General features: G+C 59.3%; 22 protein-coding genes and 2 pseudogenes. 12 read left to right on the forward strand and 12 right to left on the reverse strand.

What is annotated here, in order from left to right; all coding sequences use genetic code 11:
• Positions 1 to 10: 10 nt before the first annotated feature.
• Together mhpA and D3227_RS06655 are read right to left on the reverse strand one after the other, a co-directional pair.
• Entirely contained in the window at positions 11 to 1,639 is a 1,629-nt protein-coding gene (mhpA, locus tag D3227_RS06650; protein ID WP_120013309.1) for a bifunctional 3-(3-hydroxy-phenyl)propionate/3-hydroxycinnamic acid hydroxylase MhpA, read from the reverse strand.
• A 5-nt stretch (positions 1,640 to 1,644) separates the two neighbouring features.
• Positions 1,645 to 3,027, reverse strand: coding sequence for an MFS transporter (locus D3227_RS06655; RefSeq protein ID WP_120013310.1), 1,383 nt, complete (start codon positions 3,025 to 3,027; stop codon positions 1,645 to 1,647).
• 168 nt (positions 3,028 to 3,195) lie between these two features.
• On the opposite strand from D3227_RS06655, the gene D3227_RS06660 reads away from it, so the two are divergent.
• Entirely contained in the window at positions 3,196 to 4,134 is a 939-nt protein-coding gene (locus D3227_RS06660) for a LysR family transcriptional regulator (RefSeq protein ID WP_167480619.1), read from the forward strand.
• Positions 4,135 to 4,337: 203 nt separating this feature from the next.
• Here D3227_RS06660 and D3227_RS06665 read toward each other — a convergent pair whose 3' ends face one another.
• Positions 4,338 to 5,255, reverse strand: coding sequence for a LysR family transcriptional regulator (locus D3227_RS06665; protein WP_120013312.1), 918 nt, complete (start codon positions 5,253 to 5,255; stop codon positions 4,338 to 4,340).
• A gap of 272 nt (positions 5,256 to 5,527) precedes the next feature.
• On the opposite strand from D3227_RS06665, the gene D3227_RS06670 reads away from it, so the two are divergent.
• From D3227_RS06670 to D3227_RS06685, 4 genes are all read left to right on the forward strand, one after another.
• On the forward strand, positions 5,528 to 6,187 hold the full coding sequence (locus tag D3227_RS06670) for an ABC transporter permease (RefSeq protein ID WP_120013313.1): 660 nt from the start codon (positions 5,528 to 5,530) through the stop codon (positions 6,185 to 6,187).
• Positions 6,188 to 6,200: 13 nt separating this feature from the next.
• Complete coding sequence (locus D3227_RS06675; protein WP_120013314.1) at positions 6,201 to 6,950, forward strand: ABC transporter permease; 750 nt, start codon at positions 6,201 to 6,203, stop codon at positions 6,948 to 6,950.
• Positions 6,951 to 7,001: 51 nt separating this feature from the next.
• The gene (locus tag D3227_RS06680; RefSeq protein ID WP_120013315.1) at positions 7,002 to 7,850 is read left to right on the forward strand and encodes a transporter substrate-binding domain-containing protein; all 849 of its coding nucleotides are present in this window, start codon (positions 7,002 to 7,004) and stop codon (positions 7,848 to 7,850) included.
• A gap of 74 nt (positions 7,851 to 7,924) precedes the next feature.
• Positions 7,925 to 9,178, forward strand: a complete 1,254-nt coding sequence (locus D3227_RS06685; protein ID WP_120013316.1) for a CapA family protein — start codon at positions 7,925 to 7,927, stop codon at positions 9,176 to 9,178.
• A 16-nt stretch (positions 9,179 to 9,194) separates the two neighbouring features.
• On the opposite strand, the gene D3227_RS06690 is transcribed toward D3227_RS06685, so the two are convergent.
• Complete coding sequence (locus D3227_RS06690; RefSeq protein WP_245451672.1) at positions 9,195 to 9,707, reverse strand: helix-turn-helix domain-containing protein; 513 nt, start codon at positions 9,705 to 9,707, stop codon at positions 9,195 to 9,197.
• Between the two features lie 164 nt (positions 9,708 to 9,871).
• On the opposite strand from D3227_RS06690, the gene D3227_RS06695 reads away from it, so the two are divergent.
• Both D3227_RS06695 and D3227_RS06700 read left to right on the forward strand, forming a co-directional pair.
• Entirely contained in the window at positions 9,872 to 10,108 is a 237-nt protein-coding gene (locus D3227_RS06695) for a helix-turn-helix domain-containing protein (protein ID WP_120013317.1), read from the forward strand.
• A gap of 248 nt (positions 10,109 to 10,356) precedes the next feature.
• Positions 10,357 to 10,596, forward strand: coding sequence for a helix-turn-helix transcriptional regulator (locus D3227_RS06700; RefSeq protein WP_245451673.1), 240 nt, complete (start codon positions 10,357 to 10,359; stop codon positions 10,594 to 10,596).
• 235 nt (positions 10,597 to 10,831) lie between these two features.
• Here the strand turns inward: D3227_RS06700 and D3227_RS06705 are convergent, their stop codons facing one another.
• The 3 genes from D3227_RS06705 to D3227_RS06720 all read right to left on the reverse strand — a co-directional run bounded on the left by D3227_RS06705 (position 10,832) and on the right by D3227_RS06720 (position 13,552).
• Positions 10,832 to 11,080, reverse strand: coding sequence for a hypothetical protein (locus tag D3227_RS06705; RefSeq protein ID WP_245451674.1), 249 nt, complete (start codon positions 11,078 to 11,080; stop codon positions 10,832 to 10,834).
• A 639-nt stretch (positions 11,081 to 11,719) separates the two neighbouring features.
• Entirely contained in the window at positions 11,720 to 13,039 is a 1,320-nt protein-coding gene (locus tag D3227_RS06715) for an alkyl/aryl-sulfatase (RefSeq protein WP_120013320.1), read from the reverse strand.
• A gap of 81 nt (positions 13,040 to 13,120) precedes the next feature.
• The gene (locus D3227_RS06720) at positions 13,121 to 13,552 is read right to left on the reverse strand and encodes a DoxX family protein (protein ID WP_120013370.1); all 432 of its coding nucleotides are present in this window, start codon (positions 13,550 to 13,552) and stop codon (positions 13,121 to 13,123) included.
• Positions 13,553 to 13,793: 241 nt separating this feature from the next.
• Between D3227_RS06720 and D3227_RS06725 the strand changes: the two genes are divergently transcribed.
• Positions 13,794 to 14,702: a LysR family transcriptional regulator gene (locus D3227_RS06725; RefSeq protein WP_120013321.1), complete on the forward strand. Its 909-nt coding sequence runs from the start codon at positions 13,794 to 13,796 to the stop codon at positions 14,700 to 14,702.
• Between the two features lie 100 nt (positions 14,703 to 14,802).
• Here D3227_RS06725 and D3227_RS44260 read toward each other — a convergent pair.
• The 5 genes and pseudogenes from D3227_RS44260 to D3227_RS06755 all read right to left on the reverse strand — a co-directional run bounded on the left by D3227_RS44260 (position 14,803) and on the right by D3227_RS06755 (position 19,245).
• Positions 14,803 to 15,271, reverse strand: a pseudogene (locus D3227_RS44260) (hypothetical protein).
• Between the two features lie 602 nt (positions 15,272 to 15,873).
• Positions 15,874 to 16,254: a RidA family protein gene (locus D3227_RS06740; RefSeq protein WP_120013323.1), complete on the reverse strand. Its 381-nt coding sequence runs from the start codon at positions 16,252 to 16,254 to the stop codon at positions 15,874 to 15,876.
• Positions 16,255 to 16,364: 110 nt separating this feature from the next.
• Entirely contained in the window at positions 16,365 to 17,009 is a 645-nt protein-coding gene (locus D3227_RS06745; RefSeq protein WP_120013324.1) for an FMN-binding negative transcriptional regulator, read from the reverse strand.
• 34 nt (positions 17,010 to 17,043) lie between these two features.
• The gene (locus D3227_RS06750) at positions 17,044 to 17,946 is read right to left on the reverse strand and encodes a dihydrodipicolinate synthase family protein (protein ID WP_120013371.1); all 903 of its coding nucleotides are present in this window, start codon (positions 17,944 to 17,946) and stop codon (positions 17,044 to 17,046) included.
• Positions 17,947 to 18,009: 63 nt separating this feature from the next.
• Positions 18,010 to 19,245, reverse strand: coding sequence for a trans-sulfuration enzyme family protein (locus D3227_RS06755; RefSeq protein ID WP_120013325.1), 1,236 nt, complete (start codon positions 19,243 to 19,245; stop codon positions 18,010 to 18,012).
• Positions 19,246 to 19,317: 72 nt separating this feature from the next.
• Between D3227_RS06755 and pdxR the strand changes: the two genes are divergently transcribed.
• The 4 genes and pseudogenes from pdxR to D3227_RS06775 all read left to right on the forward strand — a co-directional run.
• Positions 19,318 to 20,802 (forward strand): MocR-like pyridoxine biosynthesis transcription factor PdxR, encoded by a 1,485-nt coding sequence (gene pdxR / locus D3227_RS06760; protein WP_120013326.1) that lies wholly within the window; start codon positions 19,318 to 19,320, stop codon positions 20,800 to 20,802.
• Between the two features lie 266 nt (positions 20,803 to 21,068).
• Positions 21,069 to 21,560, forward strand: coding sequence for an MOSC domain-containing protein (locus tag D3227_RS06765; protein ID WP_120013327.1), 492 nt, complete (start codon positions 21,069 to 21,071; stop codon positions 21,558 to 21,560).
• A 6-nt stretch (positions 21,561 to 21,566) separates the two neighbouring features.
• Positions 21,567 to 22,517 carry a PDR/VanB family oxidoreductase gene (locus tag D3227_RS06770; protein WP_120013328.1) on the forward strand — a complete coding sequence of 317 codons (951 nt, stop codon included), beginning with the start codon at positions 21,567 to 21,569 and terminating at the stop codon, positions 22,515 to 22,517.
• Between the two features lie 231 nt (positions 22,518 to 22,748).
• Positions 22,749 to 22,947: pseudogene (locus tag D3227_RS06775) on the forward strand (cystathionine gamma-lyase); the annotation flags it as partial.

A 22,947-nucleotide genomic window follows, 5' to 3' on the forward strand; every position in this document is an offset into this window, starting at 1 on the left:
AGGGCTCGGCCTATCGGCCAGCGCCTGCGACCTGCCGCGTCATCGTCGACGGACATCGCCATCGAAGCTTGTAGCGGAGTTCCGAGACGAGATCTTCCAGCCCCTCGATCGTCATCGCCGCCCCGAAGACGTAGAAGTCCGGTCGGACGATGATCGCCTCGATGCTGTTTTCGACAAAGTAACGCTCATATGTGCCGTCAGCGTCGCAAACGCCGGACCCACATTCACCGCTTTCCGCCATCGTCAGAACGGCGGTATCGAGCTGATCTAAAAACGCTATCGACTCGTAGGACAGGATGGCCGACGGATCGGTTCGACAAATGAGCTGCCATCGGCGGCCGCCGACCACGTCGTCGGCAAGAGCCGTCCCGGTCCCGGTCCCGGTCCCGGACGCGATGCGACCCTGGGGACCGAGCCGCCCGGCAACACGCCTCCCGCTTTCTTCGTCGGACACGACGCCAGTCGTCAACCACGGGAACGGCGCAGGCGGCTCGGCGTGACCCTCCCGGAAATGCGCGTCGCGATCTTCCGCCTCCCGCGGATCGGTCGTGCAGGTAAGCCGGCCGATCTCGACGGAGAGGTCGATGACGGTCCGCACATGTGGCGCGCGCTCCTCGGCATAGGTGTCGAGCAGTGTGCGATCGCTCTCGCCGCGAAGCACGAGATCGAGCTTCCAGGCAAGGTTCGTCGCATCTCGGAAGCCGGAGCACATACCTTGTCCCATGAAGGGTGGCATGAGATGGGCCGCGTCGCCGATCAGGAAAATACGATCGGCGCCCCAGGAGGAGACAAGCGCTGAGCGGAATGTATAGACCACGCTTCTGACGATCTCGGCATCATCGGGGCCTATGAGAGGTCCGATGAGGTTCCATGCCGCCTCGCGCGTCTCCATCGATGCCTTGATGTCGCCGGGAAGCAGCATGAACTCGAACCTGCGATGCTGCCTCCCGAGTTGGAACATAGAGCTGGGCCGTGCCGGATCGCACACGCTGCCATTGTCGAACGCGAGGGCGACCGGTTTCTTCATCTTCAGATCGACGACGAGCCAGCTCGCGTTGAATCCCAGATCCTCGTAGTGCACTCCCATCGTCTCGCGCACGAAGCTGTTGGCACCGTCTGCACCGATCAGGTAGCGGGCCCGAACCGTCTTCGTCTCGGGAGCCTCCGCCTCGGCTTTATCGGGTCGGCTGCGCTTGACCGTCAGTCGCACAGACGACGCCTCGCTGGAGACGACAGCAGCCTCCCAGCCCTGGTGGACCGACACAGTGGGATGACTGACGACGACCTTGTCAAGCAGTGCTTCAAGGTCGGGTTGGTAGAACAGGTAGTCCGTTCCCCAGCCTGAAATTCCCTCGCCATCCCAATCAAGGGAAAGGAGTATCTCTCCGCCACGGTTGCGGAGGACGTATTTCGTGAAAGGCACGGCGCTGGCGAGGAAGGCATCCGCCGTACCGAATGATTGCAGAAGGCGCATGATCTCATGATCGATATGCGCCGCCCGAGGAAGTCCGTAAGGGCCCTCATGCCGCTCGAAGACGCCGACCTTCCAGCCTTTGGCGCCGAGGAGCGCTGCCAGGATCTGTCCGCAAGGCCCGTAGCCGACGATGACGACGTCGTAGTCCAGCTGAAGCGACATCATTCCACCTATCCTGCTACCGTGGCGGACCGGCCTTCGGCCGAATATTGCCCGACCGTGTTGGACCGATACCCGAGAAGGGCGACCAGTCCGATCAGCGTCGCGCCAAGGCCGATGAAGAGGATAGAACGTATGCCGTAGTGCTGTGCCGCGAAGCCCGCGACGATCGGGATAACGCCGCTTCCGAAAATCTCGCCGACCCCGATCACCAGTCCGGAGGCCGTGGCGCCGATATGAGCCGGAACCGACTCTGCGGTCATCGTTCCGAGTGTCATTCCCATGAGGTTGTAGAGGAAGAAGGCTATGCCGAAGAGCGCGCAGAACAGCGGAAATGGCTCAGGACCCAGCACGGACAGAAGGATGATGAAGGTGGCGGTGCCCAAGGCATTGATCGATGCCACCGTCTTCCGGCCGATCCGGTCCGACAGCCAGGGCATTACGAATCCACCCAAGGTGGCGCCAAAGCCGGTGGCGGACAATACGTATCCCATCCTGGCGAGATCGAGGTGGAGGTAGTCCATAAGGTAGCTCGGCATAAGGGCGCTCGTGACGATCAGGCAAGCCATCCAGCAGCAGATGCAGAAGAGGTTGACCTTGACGTTGCGATAGGAAAGGGCCTCGCGCCATCTCGCGACCGTCGTCTCATCGCGGAACGCCTGCAGTTCCGCCGGGTCCGCCCCACCCCGCTTCAGCGAGCGCCAGAGGAGAAGCGCAGTGAGGAAGCCCGGTATCGCCAGGAATGCGAAGACGTAGTGCCACGCCACCACCGTGAGAAGCTGCGTGACGATGATGGGTGCAAGAGCGAGACCGAAGAAAGGAAGAGCCGCCTGCATCATACCGATGTTTCGACCGACATGCTCAGGCTCCGAGTGCTCGAAGTTGAGCATAAGCGCGGCTGGGGCGAAGGCGCCTTCCAGAAGTCCGATCAAGGCTCGCAGGAAGAGAAGCGAAAGCAGCCCGACCGCGAAGCCGCTCAGGCCGACAGCGAGCGAAAAGGCGATGAGGGACGCGACCACGATGACGCGGCGCCCGAGCCAGTCGGCAGCATTGCCCATCAGGACGGACGAGATCCCCCAGGCGATCGAAAGTATTCCTGTGATCAGCCCAATATCCTGGTAGCCTATTCCAAGGCTCTCCCTCAAAACTGGGAACATTGGAAGGATCATGAAGCGATCCAGACCAACGAGTCCGAAGCCAAGACTAAGAAGAATTATGACCTTGTAGTCGCTTCCCGAACGTATATTCATCGCTTCTCCTCCCAGAGATAACAAAAAATACTCAGAGGTTGGCCAGATATTTTGCGTCCAACCCTGTTCCCGCTCGTTGAGATATCTGTTCAATCGCAAATAAGAAAATGATATATTTTTATCCGAAACATGAATTTCCTGCATTCCATATGATGAGCATCGACGCTATCTGTGGTGGCTCAAGCTGGCGGCTGGGCGCTATCCGGCTCTCGCCGACGAAAGGCGAGCGCCAATTCATGTATCCTTTTTACGCAAGTAGCTTCTGCTGACGTCATTCACATCGAGCCGGGCAGCCTCATGAGCGACTTTGACTTGAACAAGTTCGACATCAACCTGCTGGTCGTCTTCGACGCTGTCTGGGACGTGCGCTCGGTCACCAAGGCCGGCGTCCGGCTCCATTTGACGCAACCTGCGGTCAGCCATGCACTCGGCCGTCTGCGGGTACTTCTTGGTGATCCTCTTTTCATCCGAGGACAGGGAGAGTTGATGCCGACCGCGCGAGCTGTCGAGCTGGCCGCGGCCGTTAAAGATGTTCTTCGCGCGGTGGAGAAAGCGGTCGGGCCTCCCCGCTTCGATCCTCAAAAGACGACACGGACCTTCACGCTTGGCGGAAGCGAGTTCACATCGATTACGCTGCTTCCCCTGCTTGGTCTGGCATTGCACAGGGATGCCCCGCATGCGGCCCTCAGACTTCGCATGATTGACAGCGCCGTGCTCGATCTTCTGACCGAGGACCAGCTCGATCTGGTTTTCTGGGCCACCGAGCCACCTGGCGACCTTATCCTCAGCGCCGAGCTGTTTCGGGAAAGCCATCTGGTCCTTGTAGGAGCGCAACACCCGCTGGCGGCGGACAAGGACCGTCGGACGATCAGTCTTGAGGACTATCTTGCCTTTCCGCATCTCAGGGTGAACTTCACGACCACGGCGCCGAGCTTGATCGACAACGCATTGGCATCCATCGCCGAACGACGCTCAATCGCGTTCGAGACGCCCTACATCGCAGCAACGCTTTCCATCATCAGGAGCTCGACTCTGATCATGACGGTGCCATCGAGGCTGGCCAACGCTTTTGGTGACGAGGGGCTGGTCTTCTTTCCGGTTCCGTTTCCCGTACCGGAACTGGTCTATCGCATCATTTGGCACCAGAAGAATGACAAGGACCTGGGGCTGATCTGGCTCCGCCAGAAGGTCCTCGAGGCCACCCGATCACTGACGCAGCGTGAACAGGTGACCTCATCCGCTTCGCTCTAAGGCGGAAAACTCCGATCCGTCCGACGTCAACGCCATTGAGACGCCGCAAGATCGGCATCAAGACGACTTGACATCGAGGCTATTCTGCTCGAACGGCCCGCCTTCTGTTGCATGGGGCGCGGGCTGATCGTTTTCTGATAGGATGAACCCTTACCTCCTGTTCAAAGGAGCCGCTGTCGAGGGCACCATCCCAAAAGGGATGATCACCCTCTCGCAGATGGCATCTGCGAAAACGAGGCGATGATCGCCTCGAGCGAGACGTTCAACGCGTTGGAAAAGGTCCTGCCCTTCTGCCAGATCGCAACGTAGTGGTAGAGCGCGGACGGCTCCACTGGCCTTATTCCCAAGTGAAACGCCGCGTATTCACGCGCAATGATCTCATTGGTTATCGAAATGCCTAGGCCAGCCGAAACGTATCCGGCTTCGTGACCGTTACAATCGAATTCCACCAGTATGTCTGGCTCAACGCCGGCGAAGCGCAAAGCATTGAAGTTCATTTGGTGGGCGGCGAACTGGGGATCGATATCGACGATCGTTTCGCCTGCCAGGTCTTGCGCCTCGATACAGGTCTGTTTTGAAAAGCGGTGGTCGGGATGAAAGATGCATACGTTACGGGCTGACCCAAGGGGCGCCCATCCAAACAGACTTGGGTCCAGGGGCAATCTCGATATTCCAAGATCCGCCCGCCCAGCCAGGATGTGCTCGCCGATCTGCTCGTAGCTTCCAGAAATCGACCGGACATTCGAAGCGGTCTTTGAGTGGATGATCGCCACGACCTTGGGCAAGGTCACGAAACCGAAAACAGAAGGCGCGGCAATCGCAACCCGCTGCTTTTCGTCATTCTTCATCGCGAAGATCGACGCCTCCAGGCGATCCAGAGACGTCAGGGCAAGTTCTACGTTTCGCAGAAGTTCCCAGGCTTCCTGCAAGGGGACGATGCGGTTGGCTGATCTCTTGAAGAGAGTGATGCCGAGCGTGGTCTCGAGTTGCTTCACATGTTGACTGACGGCCGGCTGGCTTATCCCGAGTGCTGCCGCCGCTCGCCTTGTCGAACCGGCCCGCAACACTTCTCGGAAGACCTTCAGTTGACGGAGCTTCAGGTCGCTCTGCAGCAACTCCATTCCCCGCGCTCCTTTGCCTGATAACGCCCACCCGGGAAGCAGATACCGCCAACCTGGGGAGCAACGAACCGCCTCAGTATATAACGGTGCGTTATAGATAAAATAATAAAAATTATAGATTGAGTGTGTAATTTCAAGCGCTAGAATTGGCCTATATCTCAAATTAACCCCAAATTCCAAATACAACAATTCGCAACCTTGGGTCATACGACTTGGTCTGAGTGGAAAAGGCCGACGTATCTTGCGGCATTGCGAGTCGAGGAAAGCGCCCCATGGGTGGTTTTACTACTCAGTTTGTTGTCGCCCTCACCGTGACCATAAGCCTGGCCCTTGTCAGCGGCTGCCTGGGTACGGCATTTGGGTTGTTCTTGGCTATTTCGAAGGGCACGGCACAACCGCGCCTCAACCGTGTCGTGACGGCCTACACCACGGTTGTCCGTGGTGTACCAGAACTTCTCATTATCCTGCTCATCTACTTCGGCGGAACGACGCTCGCCAGCACGATCGCCGGCCGCTATGTGGAGGTGAACGCGTTCACCGCAGGGGTTATCGCGCTCTCGGTCGTTTTCAGCGGTTATGCTACCGAAGTGTTTCGCGGCGCGATTGCGGCAGTGCCAGCCGGTCAAACCGAGGCGGCAAAGTCGCTTGGGCTAAACGCCTGGCAGCGCTGGATGTTCGTCATCGGACCGCAGATGCTGCGGTTGGCGCTGCCTGCCTATGGCAATCTCTGGATTTCGCTCTTCAAGGATACCGCGCTGGTCTCGATCGTCGGCCTGACCGACATCATGCGCGTTGCGTATGTGGGGGCCGGATCCTTGCGCGCACCGTTGACCTTCTACCTTGCGGCCTCCGCTCTCTATCTCTCGCTGACCACCGTCACGCTGCTGTCGATCCGGCTGGCTGAGCGGCGCTATCCGGCACTCGGCCGGTAGGAGGGAGCGACCCATGAACCTCGGCTTGATGCTTGACGCAATGGTTGTCCTGCCTTCGGGCGTTGGTCTCACATTGACCCTGACGGTCTTGTCGCTGACGGCCGGATTTCTTGTGTCCGTGCCGCTGGCCTTCATGCGCGCGTTTGGACGTCCTGGCCTCTCGCTCGCGGTGCTTTCATACACCTACGTCATTCGCGGAACGCCGATGCTTGTTCAGCTCTTCCTGCTCTATTATGGCCTCGGCCAGATCCAGGCGGTGCGAGCCAGCATCTTCTGGGTCATCCTGCGAGATCCTTTCTGGTGCGCCCTTCTGACATTTTCGCTGAACAGCGCGGCACACACCACCGAGATCCTGTGCCGCGGTCTCCAGTCGGTGCCGAAGGGTGTCACCGAGGCGGCCACGTCTCTCGGCTTGAAACGCTTCCAGATCGCTCGCCTGGTCACCTTCCCGATCGCTTTCAGGATATCGCTTCCGGCCTACGGGAACGAGGTCGTGGGGATGATCAAGGGGTCGTCCCTGGCGAGCACCGTGACGCTGCTCGAGATCACCGGCATGGCGAGGCAGATGGTGTCGACGACGTTCGCGCCCTACGAGATATTCATCGTCGCCGGAGCGATCTATCTATCGCTGACGTCGATTGCCGTAAAAGCGATCCAGTTGTTGGAGCGATGGCTTTCGACCGACGGCAATCGTGTGCATCGACGCAAAGCCCGATTGCGTCCGCCCTTGCCTGACCCCGAGATCACGACGCCCCTGCCCTGACCGCGGACTTTTCGGCTCCCCTATCCATCCAAACCAACGAAGAGGTGCATCATGCGCATACCCCTAGCTATTGCCGTTTCTATCGCATCCCTGATCTCGGCATTCCCGGCGAGCGCGCAAAGCGTGCGCGTCATTTCGATCGCCTCCGAAGGCGCCTCGCCGCCCTGGGACAGCACCGACGCGAACGGTCAACTCTACGGCTACGATATCGATGTCGGACAGGAGTTGTGCCGCCGCATCCAGATCAAATGTACCTTCGTCCCGCAGGATTGGGACGGGATCATTCCGGCACTGCTTGTCGGCAAGTTCGACGTGATCATGTCCGGCATGGCGATCACGGAAAAGCGCAAGCAGAAGATCGCGTTCTCCGTTCCCTACGCCACCGGCTTCAACCAGTTCGTTGTGCGCAAGGACCTTGGTCTCGACGCCGGCGACACCAAGGAGAAGGTCAACCTCTCGACCATCGGGGACAAGGAGAAGGCGACCATTGAACGCCTCAGATCGACACTCGCCGGCAAGGCGATCGGGGCCCTGCGCTCGTCAAATTCGGAAGCGGTCGTGAAGGAAATCCTGGGGGATGTCGTGACCATCCGCAGTTATGACAGCCAGGACAACATGAAGCTCGATCTTGCCGCGGGTCGCATCGACGGCGGCCTCGCCGACTATTTCACCTGGCGGGATTTTCTGGAGACGCCTTCCGGCTCGGATGTGGTGTTTTTCGGGCCAGAATTGAAGGGCGGGCTCTGGGGCCCGGGCGTCGGCGCCGGCATGCGCAAGGACGATGCCGAGTTGCTCACCAAGTTCAACGCGGCCATCGACGCCGCCACCAAGGATGGGACGATCAAGGCGCTGAGCCTGAAATGGTTCAAGAGCGATATCTCACCGGCCATCTCGCAATAGGCGGCAACCGACTTCGACATTGACGTGGCGCCAGCCGGAACGCTGGCGCCCTCCCCTCCTTCAAGGCGAGCCCCATGAAAGACCAGTTCTGCGCGGTCATTACCGGCCAATCCCTGATCAAGCACGACATCCGTGACATCAAAGACGAACGCTTCATCGCGGTTACGGACTTCCTTCGCCAAGGCGACGTCGTCTTCACCAACTTCGAGTCGACAATCCTGGGCCAGCACGGCGGGTGGCCGACCAAGGGCAAATACTTCGGATATTCCAGGGCTGAAGTGCTCGACGCATTGCAGGCCATCGGTTTCAACGCGCTTGCGCTCGCGAACAACCACGCCTTCGATCTCGGAGCTGGCGGCATCCTCTCGACACTGGAGGAGGTGGAAGCGCGCGGCTTCCTCCATGCAGGCATCGGGGCCAACGAGATTGACGCGAGGAAACCGGGCCGCCACCGGCTGGGCACGCGCGAGGTCGCGCTTCTTGCCATGGATGCGGGCCCCGGCCCGACCAACATGTATGCCCAAGACCGCACGGCCTTCCGGCCGGCCCGGCCCGGCGTTAATCGTCTGAACACCGTTCGCAAGATGGGGGTGCCGGACGGACATTTCCGCAGACTGGCAAAGCTTGGCGCCCATTTGCAAAGCTCCCCATTTGAGCTGGCCAATTATGCGCAACCGGAGGATCCGGTAGAGGTGTCGGCCGGCAAGGAGATCAATTTCTACGGCACCGTGTTCACGCAAGCCGCCGATTTCGGCCGTCTGATCGAAGTCGATCAGCGAAGCGCAGCCATCCATCTGTCCGCCATCCGGCACGCGGCGGCACAAGGCGATTTCGTCATCGCCTATCTGCACCACCATCATTGGGAACCAGGTTGGCAGGACGTACCGCGCTGGGTGCAGACCTTCGCCCGGACCTGCATCGAAGCCGGTGCGAACCTCTTCGTCAGCCACGGCGCTCCGGTGCTGCAGGCGGTGGAAATCCACAATGGCTCGCCGATCTTCTACGGCCTCGGAAACTTCCTCTTCCACGTCCATCCCGACGAAAACGAATGGGATCCACCGGAAGTCTGGCAAAGCATCGTCGCCGCCTGCCGCTATGATGCGGGCGGAAAACTCGCAGAAATAGATCTCCTGCCCGTCGTGATCGGGGCGGAAGCCCAGTCTCTCGGATCAGCAACGGGAAGATTGGTGCCCGTTGCCGCGACCGGAAGCGCGGCGAGAGAGATACTCGAGGGCTTCGCGACCCGCTCTCGGGCGTTCGGCGTCGAAATCGAAGTGTCCTCGGCTTGCGGCCGCATCGCCGTGCCCGCTGCACGAAAATTCGGCTGACGGGCCCGACCTGCCGTCAGTCGGTCTTGCATTCGGCCGGCGCGGGTTCGCCGGCCGCCTCGCTATCCGCCTTTGTGTCTGGCAGGGCCAGTTCTTCTCCTAATGCTGCGATCAGGGACGAGACGCGACCGCGCACACGCGGCGGAAGTTTCACTAGCCCCTCAATCAGGCGCCGACCCTCCGCGCTGGCAATGAAATCCAGGCGCTCATCGACCGGGAGGGGCCGCGCCTCGACGCTGGCTTCATCGTTTCCCGGCAGACCTTCGAAGAAGCGGCCGACAGGAACACCGAGCGAGCTGGCGATCTCGTAGAGCATCGACGCGCTCACGCGATTCCGCGCGTTCTCGTATTTCTGAAGCTGCTGGAAACTGATGCCGATGGATCGAGCAAGCTGGGCTTGGGACACGTCCGACTGGACACGAACGGCCGCGATCTGTCTGCCGACATGCCGATCGGCAAGATGCGGTTCACTCTCTATCTTTGGCTTCGGCCCCGTCCGAAGGAGGACGATGCGTTGCGGTTTCAACAAGGCCTTTCGATCCTCCACTAATCAGCCGGATAGAGAGTCTGTCGCTACGCGCCGGGTCCTTCGCGTCGACGTTATCTGCAGTCGAATCGCCATTTAATATACCTTATAGGGTGCAAAATAACCCTATAGGTGGCAAACAATATCGGCCTGCCGATTGTGGACTCATGGTCAGTCCACGACAGATTCGAGCCGCACGGGCTTTGCTTGGTTGGTCGCAGCAGGAGCTTGCTGACAAGGCAATTGTGTCGCTGAATGCGCTGGCCCGGTTGGAAAACGGCAAGGTAGATTCCCGGATCAGCACTCTGCAGGCCATCGAGGCGGCTCTGATAAAAGCGGGTGTCGAATTCCTGTCCGCTGGTCAAAAGGGGGAAGGTGTCCGGCTCTTGGATCCTCTGATTTGAATGTCCCTTTGGCTGAAAGATAGGTTCTCGCAATTGCGATTGCCCAAAGTACCCTCCTGCGGGTGACGCGACGCAAAGTCGTGGTATTGTCGGAATCAGCCATGATCCGAGTTCGCCGAAACTTGGTTGTGGTCAAGCCTGTGCAGATACTGCGCCATCCGCCCGTCAACTAGATCGCAATTTGTCTAACGTCAGTCATTTAAGCTGACTCTCGTTTCAAAGTCAACCAAAAAGACTGATTTTAACTGATGAGCCAAATTTCCGTGGAGCAATGCAGAGGCGCCAGAGCGATGCTCGGCTGGAGCCAAGCTGAACTGGCAGAAGCCGCAAGTGTTTCGCGCGCTACCGTTGTGGATTTCGAACGAGGATTGCGCATCCCACATCGCAACAACCTCGGTGCCATTCGGGAAGCACTCGAAGCTGCCGGTATAGAATTCATTCCGGAGAACGGCCGTGGCGCTGGCGTGCGCTTGGCCAAACAGCAATAGCGGCGCCGAACGCACAGCTTCGAGCTGCGGTCCAAGCCTGAAGCCAACCTCGAGACAAGTGCTTCCGCTCTCAGAGGTGTTTAGGTGACACCCGTTGCAGAGCCGACTTCCCGCCCTCTTCACGAAAAAAAGCCATTTGAGTTCCCGGCTTCGGATGAAAGCAGTCGGACCGCTCTTGGTGGTTTAGGTGGGACAAGGTGCCGTTACCGATATGCAAGCAGCTCCAGACTGCCAATTATGCAACTTTAGATTGTAGCTGCCATTTAGTAATCGATGCTTCCTCGATGATTTCAAGCGAGACATCAAGGCCCCCTTCCTTGAAGTAGCCCATGTCACGCGCAATGAAGAGCGGGCCGTATCCGACCCAGGTCGTCATGCCCAGCTTCAAGCTACCGGCTTCGGCGTGGAGGCTCACCGAAAGGGCGCTCAGGGCGATGCCGGCCGCCAGTGCGGCGCGGCGAAACTTCGAGATTATTGTCGTCATCACGTTCCCCTGTCTTTTTCTGAGGTCAGGCGCTGTCCGCGCCAAAACAACCCGCATCGGACGCATCGCCTAAGGCTGCCGCCTGACGTTCTTTTTGTTCTCTTTCAGCCGGTGGATGGAGCAAAGCACGCTGTGTGCGATGCACAAATAATGATTTTCGATAATTCTGCTTAGGCTGGGCCTAACCAGGCCAGCGCTGAAATGTGTCTGCACCATCGGGCATGCACGACCGACGGCCCACGCGCAAAAATTGACAATGCCTATGATCTCGCCAAGCTCAATCAGGAGCGAAACACGCGGGGCAAGGTTCAAACATGGGTCAATTCTCGATGGAAATATCCTGTGTTACCGGGTCAGTGCAATAAAGGGTGCTGACGCGGGCCTGCACATCTTGGTGTGGTTCCGTGACTTGCCGGCTCGCGTGGAAATGGAATTGGTCGAGGGAGCGCTCGCCCTGGGTGTTGGAGTCTACGCGGTTTCATCGCTCTACGATCTCACACTGCCTGCCTGTCGGCCCGACCGCGTCGGTCTGGTCATGGGCTACGCTGCGTTAGACACCCGACGGATCGAGCGTGGCATCTACTTGCTCAACCAAGCCGTGAACCTGATACGCGTCTGATCGATTACCGCGGCACTTGCTTACCTGGCTTTGCGCTTTTGGGACTCTTTCAAGCTGTTGGCCACGGTGAGATAGTAGTTTCGGGCCGTCGCATTCATCTGGCGCTCACCCAACTCTCGGAGGGCCCGTACCTTTACCTCGGTCGCCAGACTATCGTTCGGATCGAGCGCGAGCAGGTAATCAGACTGTTCTGCGGCCCACTGGAACTCTTCGACCTCAAGCGCTGCTTCCGCACTCTCCAACATTTTCTCTCGACCACCGATCATAGCGACCAGCTTTTCCGCCCGATCCTTATCGGTCATCGGAAAGATTTTGGTTGGGTTACCGTCAAACCAGCCCGCATTCTGAGAGTAGATACCGCGCACCGACCATGCGACAGTACCGTAGAATTCTTGCAGATAAGGATGCTTCGCGAGCTTTTCCGGCAGTTTAATTTCCTGGACCAGCTCGTCGGGTGTCTTCCCTTTGGCAATGCCCTCCATCGTCCTGTCATAGACGAATTTGATGCTGTCGCGAGAAGCCATAAGTGCGTCTTTCGCTTCAGCGGCATTCTGGATAGTGCCCATATGTCCGGGAACCACGAAATCCGGATTAAGGGCGATCAGCTTGTTCAGGCTCGAAATCCACTTCTCCACCGGGCGAGTTGGCAAGCCCCGCAGCGGAGCGATGTTGGGGAAGGTCTTCAAGAAGACATCACCAGCGATGAGCACCTTGCGATCAGGTAGCCAGACCGAGATGTTCTCGTCAGCTTCGCCCGGCGTGAAGATCAACTTGAGCGGCACGCCCGCAATCGTCAGGTCTTCTTCATCGCCGTCAAACGTCTTGGTCGGGGGGATGAAGCCCTCGCGCGTATGAGGCGTTACCCGGCCGTACTCCAACTGCGTGCCTGCGTTGATGAAGTCCTCGTCGGGCAAGAGAGTACCGAAGGCGTCTCCCCCATCGCGTCGGCCGCGACCTGTATCAGGCTTCGCTGTCATAAGAAGCTTGTGGCTATAGATTTCAGGCTCATCGTTGCCTGCGAACACCGTCGCCCCACCCGTATGGTCGGGGTGGTTATGAGTATAGATAATGGCCTTCACTGGATGGTTCAGTCGGTCACCGAACGCATCCATGATTGCCTTTGCGTCGACGGGGTTGGCGGACGTGTCAACGATGATGGAGCCGCCGTCGCCTTTGATCAGGGTAACGTTGCTGGCCGAATATCCGATAGCCGCATAGACCCCATCGATGACTTCGACGACGCGCTTCCGAAACTCATCCGAATGGGCCGTCAACTTGTCGCGCCCGGAAAAATCATTAACCGCAAGCGCCGAGGGTGACATGCCGAGGACTGACATCATGCCGTGAATACTCCTGCCCTAAGTGTGGACGAAACTAGCACCTTGCCCGGCCGGACCACAGTGCCCGCCCGGCTGTCGTCGTCATCCGCGCGGCGCGATGGGAGCCCTTTTTCCGCGTCCCCATAGAATGAACAGGCAGATGGGGAGCAGGACGGCGTTCAGCGGCAAGGCCGACAGTTCACCACGTGAGGTATGGAAAATGACGGCCGCGATCTGCAGCAGTACGCACCCCAGGGCGGCCAGAACCGTGAGTCGGGGCAGGACGCGGGTGAGGGCAGGCAGGAGAATGCCGATGCCGCCCGCAATATCGATAAGACCCATCAGCCGCAGGAACCAGGGCGGGACCTCTCCGGGCCAGACCCACATAGCCGCCAACTGATCGATCGGCATGAAGAACTTCATGTAGCCGAATACGGTAAAGGCGACAAAAATAAGCACTTGAGCGATCCAAAGCCCGATCTGCAGAGATTTTGCGGCCGGTGGTGCTGAAAGAAGAGTTGAGCTGTGTGACATCTGATGTCTCCGGAAGAGGTCGTGAACGAGCACCCGTAGGTATGCGCAGCCAGAGCCCCTTCGGATGCCCGGCAGGAAGCGGCATGCCATCGATGAGGTGGCTTGCTGTTGATCTTACAAACGGAGATGACCAAAGAAAGTGATATAATTTCGCTTATCTCGTTCAAGAAAACTGATATTGTTGTCGTCATTTGGAGCTGATGTCGCGGGTCGCGGAACCGCTCAATCGCTTGGAATTGCTATGGATGCGCTGACCCTTGACCAGTTTCTGGTATTCGTCACTACGGTTGAGGAAGGCAGTTTTGCTGCGGCTGCGCGGCGTATGAACAGAGCGCAATCGGCGATCACCTACACTATTCAGAAACTGGAGGAGCAGAGCGGGCTCCCCCTCTTCGACCGCTCCGCCTATCGTCCGATGCCTACCGAGGCGGGAAAGGCGCTGCTGCCGCGGGCGCGACGCATCCTTGACGACGTTGCGGACTGGCGGCACCAGGCCCAGGGGATTTCAAAGGGGCTGGAGGCAGAACTTACTCTGGCTGTCGTAAGCTACGCGCCGCCGGATCTCTTAAGCCGCGTCCTAGGCGCGTTCAATGCGGAGTTTCCCTTTGTCGAAATCCGTCTTCTGACCGAAACCTTCGATGCCGCGGCGAAAGTGCTGCGTGATGGAACGGTCGATCTCGCACTGCTTGCCGAACGTCAGCCGGAGGAGTTCGAGCGCCGCGTGTGCGGACGGATCGATCTCGTACCTGTCGCAGCCCCCACGCATGCGCTCGGCCGGATCGAAGGACCATTCAGCGCTGCACGACTGCGGGACCACACCCAATTGGTTATCAGCCCCGCTCCCTCTATGGACAGTGGGCGGGACTATGGTGTGCTTGCCGCCAACCGATGGCGCGTCAACGATCTCCAGACCAAATACGACCTCATTCTTGCTGGTGTCGGCTGGGGTTCAATGCCCCGCTCGCGCGTGGAGAAAGATCTTTCGATCGGGCGCCTCGTCGAACTGAAACCGGAAAGTTGGGAAGGGTCGGATTGGATGCCATCGTTCCCACTGGTCATTGCCTACAGGAAGGAAAAGGCGCTCGGTCCAGCCGGACAGTGGCTGGTGAAGGAATGTGTCGCTCAATGGGAGTTGGCCAGTAAACCTTGAGCAACGGAGACAGGCTGTTTGCAGCAGGGCAAGGATGTGTACTGGCCGGATCGCCATGTTTTTTGGAAAATGCGGCGATCCGGCGAGTGGTTGTCCTGCTCTAAGCAAGCGCTCTCAAATAGCGAATATCGCGCCCTATGCTGACAGCTTGAGCTGCATGGATGATCGCATTGGTATCAAGTTCAGGATGCCGTTACAGGTCCGCGATCGTCCCCCTCTGCCCGAAATGCTCAACCCCAACGCCTTTGACGCGGTGCTCATAGACGCCACCGATCCAGGCGAGTGTTGCAAGTCAATCACCGAGACGATCCCGCAGTCCCGCGACAACGGCGCCAACAGACACTTGATGTGGCTCGTCGCATCGGTGGTTCCTCGCTGCCGGGCGTTCTCGCCAAGGATCGGCCTGCATTCAGGCTCATGAGAAGTCCCCGACGGGCGATGTGGTTGGCGAGATCCTCAATCGAGACGCCCGCCTTGATGTTGCGAACGTTCTTCTGCGAGAGTTCGAGCTTGTCGAAGAAAATGTCCTCCGATCGGTCGAGGGGGATCTTCTGAATGGCCTTTGGCATGTCGTTTCTCCGTGGCGGGCCGGCCGGAGCCTCTCTCCCAACCTCCAAACCCGCTGCAAACGTTCCTCCCCCCTCTCCCTCCCGGCCGCGCTCCGCCCTTCCCGGTTCGCGCTGTCTGCGGAACCGGTTCCAACCCATCCGAAAAACTCTGGGGGGACGCAGCGCCTCATCGCCATTGGCACGTGGAAGCGCTCCGACGCGCATTCTGACTGCAGATGGATAGCTATGACCCGACCAGCATCGGCAGAAACGGAGCAAGCGCTGAGGCGTCAGCAATCGATGGCAGGCTTCTTCGGTTTCGCGCCTGCTGAAGAAGCGTTCGATTCGATTTTGCTGCTTGTCGAGGTCGTGGCCGTAGGGGCCGCTGGATCGTCGACGACAGCGGCCTGCCCGGCGGCAATGAGCCGAAGAAGATGATCGAACCGCCGATTTCCGATCACCTTCGCCCCAAATCGACTTAGGTCAACTCCGTGCCCGTGGTGCGGTAATAAAATCCGGCTGGATCCCGAGGGCCTCGGTCTGAAGAGGAGTGACCAACCACCTCGCGTGCAATGACGATCGCAGGCTGGCTACGACCTGCCAACGACAGCCGGGCCGTGCTCTTAGCGGCGGGCAGCAATCAAGCCGATTTCGACCTTGGCTCCAAGTGGAAGGGAAGCCACTCCGATGGTTGTCCGAGCCGGAAAAGGCTTCGAGAATTGGCGTTCGTAGACTGCATTCATCGCCGGGAAATCCTTCATGTCGGTCAAATAGACCGAGCATGTAACGACATCATCAGCAGTGAGTCCGGTTTCAGCCAGCACAGCAAATAGATTACCGAAACACTGGGCGGTCTGCGCGCTAATATCACCTTCGATCAATTTTCCAGTTGTAGTGTCAAGCGGCGTCTGCCCGGAAAGATGGATGAAACCGTTGGCTTCAACAGCATGGGAATACGGGCCGACAGTGGCGGCACCGTTTACGTTGTAAGCTTTGCGAGGCATGGCGCGTCACCTTTGCGGAGGCTGGATTGCGAGTTCAGTGTCCCGTCGGCGTCGACCGGGTTTGGAATTGGTATGCCTCGTCAATATTCGTTGTGAACTGGGCGTGGCCTTCAGCCTTGTTCCGACTTTCGGGCGGCGGCTGCAAGCATCGCCTCACCGATCTGGTGGTCGCCTTGGGCGTTCAGAATTTCGCCAGCGTTTCGGATGTCGCGGAGTTCCTTGTTCTGGCTGAGCTTGACCTTGCCGACAAGGCGGGTCACTTCGATCTCCAGCCCAACGATCGCCTTGACCATCGCATCAATGAATTCCCGGGGCGCATCACCCATCTTCCATGGGACAGGCTGCCTCCCCTCGTGTCTATGGGTCAGCTTGGCGACATTGCGACGGACATAACGCTCGTCATCGTGGATTGTGATCCGCCCGTGTGCATGCGCCACCAGGTAGTTCCAGGTCGGCACCTGCTTGTGGAACTCCTGCTTGCTCGGATACCACTGCGGCGAGATGTAGGCGTCGGCCGCGCGGAACACCACGAGCACGTCATCGCCTGTCGCCACATCCTGCCAGACTGGATTGTTACGTGCGACGTGGCAACGAAGCGTCCCGCACTCTCCCTGCGATCGGTCGAATTCGAAAGGGATGTGATTGGCGTCGAGGCCGCTTGCTCCGTGAGTGATCAAAACGCCAAGCGCGTTGTTCTCGATCAGATCGTAAAGAACGTCTCGGTTTGGCTCATTGAAATGCGCAGGGATATACATGACTGATCCTTTCGTTGATCAAGCGTCACACGGTTCACCAACCAGAGCCTGAGGGTAGATTTTGCAATACCTCGGCGATCTCGCGCTTTGCCGCAGCAGAGACCGGCAGGATTGGGCGTGGGGGTTCGGTGGAACAAATGTCCAGCAATTCGGCGAGCGCATAGACGACGCGAAGGCTGGAGAATTTCTTGAAGAGATCCCACAGAGGCATCAGTTTGCGGTCCAGTCTGCGTGCTTCCTCGGCGTCCCCGCGCTGCGCTGCCCTGACGATTTTCAGACAGGGTTCCGGCAAGATGCCACCGAGGACGCTGTACCATGTGTCGGCTCCGGCGATCATGGCCTCGCAACAGTTCCGGTCGCCACTGTAGCCGATCGAGAATTCCTCCGGAACGATGCGTCTGTGCTCAGCCAGATGACTGTTGATCGTGTCGGTGCCATCGGTTGGATTCTTGATCGCGACGATCCCCGGCACCTCCGCGAGACGACCGACAAGTGCCGGGGTGAAGTGGAAATGCGTGGTGCCTGGATTGTCGTAAATGACAATCGGCAGTCCGCTTTCGCGCGCCACGATCGAGAAATGTTCGAACACCTCGTCGTCGGTGAGTGGCGCGTAAGAGACGGCCGCAAGCAATCCCGCTGTAGCGCCGATAGCCTTGGCGTCCTGCGCGAACTTCACTGCCTCATCGGTGCGCAGCGCGCCCACGCCGACGACGACGGGCGTTTGCCCTCCGGTTTCGCCGAGCGTCTCGGTGATGGCCCGACGTCGTTCCTCGCGCGTCAGGAACATGTAGCTGCCGGTGCTGCCGAGAAGGCCGATGGAATCGACTTGCGCTGCGCAAAGCCTGGCAACCAACTTGCGCAGCGCCGTGGCATCGACACGACCGTCCCGGTCAGTTGGCGTGATAGGGAAAGCGGAAAGCCCGCTCAGGATTGCCATTTGCATTGCTCCAGATTTCTGCATGACCGTGTCAGTGTTGAAATCGATGCGGAACTGGGCTCGTCAGAGCACGTCCAGCGCCTGCCTCAGATCGGCAATCAAGTCGTTGGCATCTTCCAGGCCGACCGAAAGGCGCATGAGGTCCTCTCCAACGCCATCGGCAAGATGCGCGTCCTTGCGTAGTCTCTTGCGAGCACGTGTCAGGCTTGCCGGGTGATAGATGAGGCTGTCAGCATCACCGAGACTCACAGCCCGGGTGATCAGGCCAAGCCCGTCCATCATCAGGCGCGCGCCTTCGAACCCCGCATGGAGGCCAAAAGCCATCATACCTGATCCCTGTGACATTTGCCTTCGAGCAATCGCCTGATCAGGGTGCGAGTCGAGAAAGGGGTAGCTCACCCAGGCCACCGCGGGATGCGCCTGAAGCGCCTGCGCGACCGCAAGCGCGGTAGCGCTGTGCCGCTCCATTCTGAGCGTGAGCGTCTTGAGACCACGCAGGATCAGGAACGCCGACATTGGTGACAGCGCAGCCCCCGTGATGTAGCGCAGGCCGGTTTCGTGCAGCGTATGAAGTGTCTCCGTATCACCAAGGATCGCGCCACCGAGGGCATCCCCATGACCATTGATGTACTTGGTCAGCGAGTGGAGCACGATGTCGGCTCCGTGTTCAAGCGGTCGTTGGAGCGCGGGCGAGGCGAAGGTGCTGTCGACCGCGACCTTCACGCCACGCGCATGGGCGCGCTCGGCGATTGAACCGATGTCGAGGATGCGGCTCAGCGGGTTCACCGGGGTCTCAAAGAAGACAAGACGGGTCCTGTCAGTGATTGCTTCATCCATGCCGCTGGGATCAGCCAGATCGACCGCAACAACCTTGATGCCGAACCGGGGGAACGCCTGCTCGACCATGGCAAGCGTGTTTGCATAGAGGGTCTTATGGACGACAAGCTCATCGCCTTGCGACAGGAGCGACAGGGTCAACGCGCTAAAAGCCGCCATCCCGGAGGCCACGACCAGGCCCGCCTGGGCCCCTTCCAGATTGGCGAGCCTTGTCTCGAGAATTTCCGTCGTCGGATTGTATTCGCGGGCGTAAAGCCTGCCGCCAAGTGCTGCGGCCGCCTCGTTCGCCGCCACACTCTCGAAGCCGTAGGTGGAGTTCAGGAAGACCGGCGTCTGAACAGCATTGGAGAAACAGGCTGGGTCATAGCCGTGATGGATCGACCTGGTGGCGAAACCGAGACCGGCATTGTGCGACGACTGCCCGCCAGCATCCATTTTTGCTTGTTCTGTGGTGCGGGTCATCGGCCTTGAAGGTCCTCTTGGATTTCAGGCAGAATGTGCTCAAAGTGGCGTATATGGAATGTCCAGTTGGCGATGAAAGAAATGGTCCAGTCCCCCAATTCCGGCTCAGCGGGTCGTTCGCACGGCATGGGCTCGCGCCAGATCTACGAAGAGCTTCGAGACCAGATCCTTGGTGGTGTCTATGAGACCGGCAGTCAGTTGCCGTCCTCACGAGGTCTTGCAAACGAAGTTGGCGTTTCGCGAACGACAGTGACTATTGCCTATGAGCAACTGGCCGCGGAAGGCTTCATCGAAGTTCAGCAAGGCGCACGTCCCCGCGTTGCATCATCCGTGCTCGACCACAACTCCAGCAGCGCCTCGCCGAAACGGGTCGTCTCGGTTCGCCTGTCCGCCTATGGCGAACGGCTGCGAACCAGCACACCCTGGCCGGATTATTTGCCGAACGCGTTGAAGGTTGATTTCCGATATGGTGACCTGGCGCCGTCCGATTTTCCGACACTGATCTGGAAACGCGCCATGAACGCCGCGATGGCGCAACGCCCTGCGCGGCTTGCCTATGACGATCCTCGCGGATCACGCCGCTTGCGCCAGGCCCTGCAGGGCTATCTCTGGCGCGCCCGAACCGTCAGCTGCAACATTGAGCAGATCATTGTCGTCAATGGTTCGCAGCAGGGCCTGGATCTAGCTGCGCGCCTGCTGCTCGATCCCGCCGATCGCTTCGTAATAGAGGACCCATGCTACAGAATGGCGCGTCAGGTCTTTGCCAGCACAGGTGCGACGCCCGTGCCGGTCGATGTCGACGCAGATGGGATGAAGACGGCGTTGCTGGCAGAAGTCGACGCACGGCTGGCATACGTCACGCCCTCGCATCAGTTTCCCCTGGGCGGTGTCATGCCAATCGCGCGCCGGCATCAGCTTCTGGAGTGGGCGCGTCACGAGGACGCCTATGTGATCGAGGACGACTATGACAGCGAGTATCGCTACGACATCAATCCGGCACCTCCGCTGCACCGGTTGGATGGCGGCAGCAACGTCATCTACCTCGGGACGATTTCCAAGACGCTCTCGCCGATGCTACGCATCGGGTATCTCGTGGTCCCCCTCGATCTGCGGGAGGCCTTCGCTACGGCCAAACAATTGGTGGACCGGCACTCTCCTGTAGCCGAGCAGGAGGCCCTGGCCTCTCTGATCGAGAGCGGTTCGTATGAAAGCCATGTGCGCCGTGTGCGCAGGCTGAACGGCGAGCGCCGCAAGACACTGCTGAGCGCATTGCAGCGAAACTTCGGGAACCGAATCGCAATCGAAGGCGTCGACGCCGGATTACATGTTGTCGTGTGGTTCAACGACCTTCCGCAAACCCTGGAAGCGCCACTGATCGCAGCAGGGCGACTCGCAGGCTTGGGGTTGCATCCGGTTTCGCCGCTTTACAATCGGCAAGAAAACCAAAGGCGCGCCGATCGAGTCGGGTTGGTCATGGGCTATTCGGCCTTGAGCACACGGCAGATCGACAATGGTGTTCGGATACTGCGGAAGGCCGTAAAACAGCTACAACAGTGAGCTTTCCGATCGCTGCCGGGGCAGCAATATCGTTCGGCCCGGAGATCGGTCGATGATTGAGGCGTGCGCCGCCAGCACGACAAAGCAGCACTGGACTGGCTGAACGTAACGCAACTGGTGCTGTTGATCACACCAGTCTCATGGCAGGTTCTTCACAGGATCGAGGTGTGGCTTCGCTGAAAGGCGGATGGAAAACGCGAAGCCGTTCCTTCGGCGAGATTCCAGTGCTCACTTGATGGTGAAGCCACAATTTTCGAGAGCGATACATGATCTGGCAGGGAAGGCTATTGCACATTCACGTCGCGCCCGCCGCATCCTACGAAATGGAGGAACTGGCGGAGGCCCAGCTCATTGCCGGAAGCGGCATCATCGGGGACCGGTACTATCTGGGAACGGGGACATATTCTCCCAAACCAGACGTTCGCGAGGTGACGCTGATCGAAGTCGAGGTCCTGGAGGCTATCGCGCGTGGCGAACCTAGGATTCCGGGCCTCAAGGCAAAGCTCGAACCGGAGGATCACCGACGCAACCTGACCACGCGAGGGGCTCCGCTCGGCCATCTCGTCGGCAAACGTTTCCGGGTCGGGGAGACCATTCTGCGGGCGGCGCGGATGAATTATCCCTGCAAGTACATCGAGCAATTGCTCGGCATTCCAGGTCTCTACGAAGGGCTTTTGAACCGCTCTGGGCTGAACTGCGCGATCGAGGTCGGCGGCACGATCCGCCCCGGTGATCCGATTCTTCCAATTGACGAGTGAACCGGCATGGCATCGCCCCGTATCATCATGAAACTGACTGTAGTCGCCGCTCGCAAGGAGCCAGGCGACGTTCTGGTCATCGATGTGAAGCACCCGCGCAAATCTCTGCTGCCACCCTTCGAACCGGGCTCCCACGTCGATGTTCATTTGCCCGATGGGAAAGTGCGCCAGTATTCGCTTTGCGGCGACCCGATGGATCTGAGCCGCTACACCATCGCGGTGAAGCGTGAGCAGGCTGGGCGCGGCGGCTCAGCCTGGATTCATGAGACAGTGGCCGTTGGATCGACACTGCCGGTTTCTGCTCCGCGCAATCATTTTCCACTCGATATCGGCCAAGGCCCGGCCATGCTGCTGGCGGGAGGTATCGGGATCACCCCGATCGTGGCAATGGCGCGAGTCATGGAGCGGTTGGGCAGGCCGTACGAGTTGCATTACTTCACTCGCAGCCGCGCACTCACGCCTCTGTTGTCGGTTACCGAACAGGCTCTCGATGCCAGCAATGTCAGGCTACATTTCGACGACGAGCCGGAGACCAGACAGGACCTTGAATCCTTGCTGGCGGGGCGTTCAGCCGATGCGCAGCTATACTATTGCGGGCCACCTGGCTTCATGGCGGCTGTGGATCGGGCTGCCGCGCATTGGCCGGACGGCACCGTACACTTCGAGGCCTTTCAACCACCGGAGCGCGACGGCGTGCCACCGGCACCCTTCACAATCGAGCTCAGGGACGGGACCGTGGTTCCTGTTGCAGCTGATACCTCCGCTCTTGCGGCACTGCGCACCGCCGGCGTGCTGTTGATGGCGTCCTGCGAGAACGGGGTTTGCGGGACTTGCGAATGCGGGATGCTGGAAGGCCAACCGATCCATCAGGATGCCGTCTTGTCCAAGGAGGCCCGCGCTCTTCGGTTCATGCCATGCGTATCACGCGCAACTGGCGTGCTCAGGCTCGATTTGTGAAGATCGCACCTGGCCGGATGCTCTGGCTGTCTGCGGGAGCAGGCAGCCGCCAAACTCAATGAGGCCATGATGCGAACCGAGACATCCACCCCTGCCCTGCTCGTGAAGGACGTTCACAAGAGCTTTGGGAAACCTTCGTAATCCCTCAAGTTTTCCAGAAGATGGAAAACGCCGTGCCTGTTCAGCGGCGACACGGCATCTAAACACTCAAGCCAACAACGAGGTTAATCAATGTCCAGACCAGACAAGCACGAGTTGTCGACGCTCGCCTTCAACACCCTTTCGGTCCATGGTGGCAACGAGATCGACAAGACGTCGGGTGCCATTCGCACACCGATCGTCATGGCCAATTCGTATCTCCTCCCCCACGACCCATCCACCATGGACTGGTCCGACACCGAAACCCCCTCCTACACGCGCAATTCCGGCC

The sequence above is a fragment of the Mesorhizobium waimense genome (assembly GCF_003601975.1).
Taxonomy (GTDB): domain Bacteria; phylum Pseudomonadota; class Alphaproteobacteria; order Rhizobiales; family Rhizobiaceae; genus Mesorhizobium; species Mesorhizobium waimense.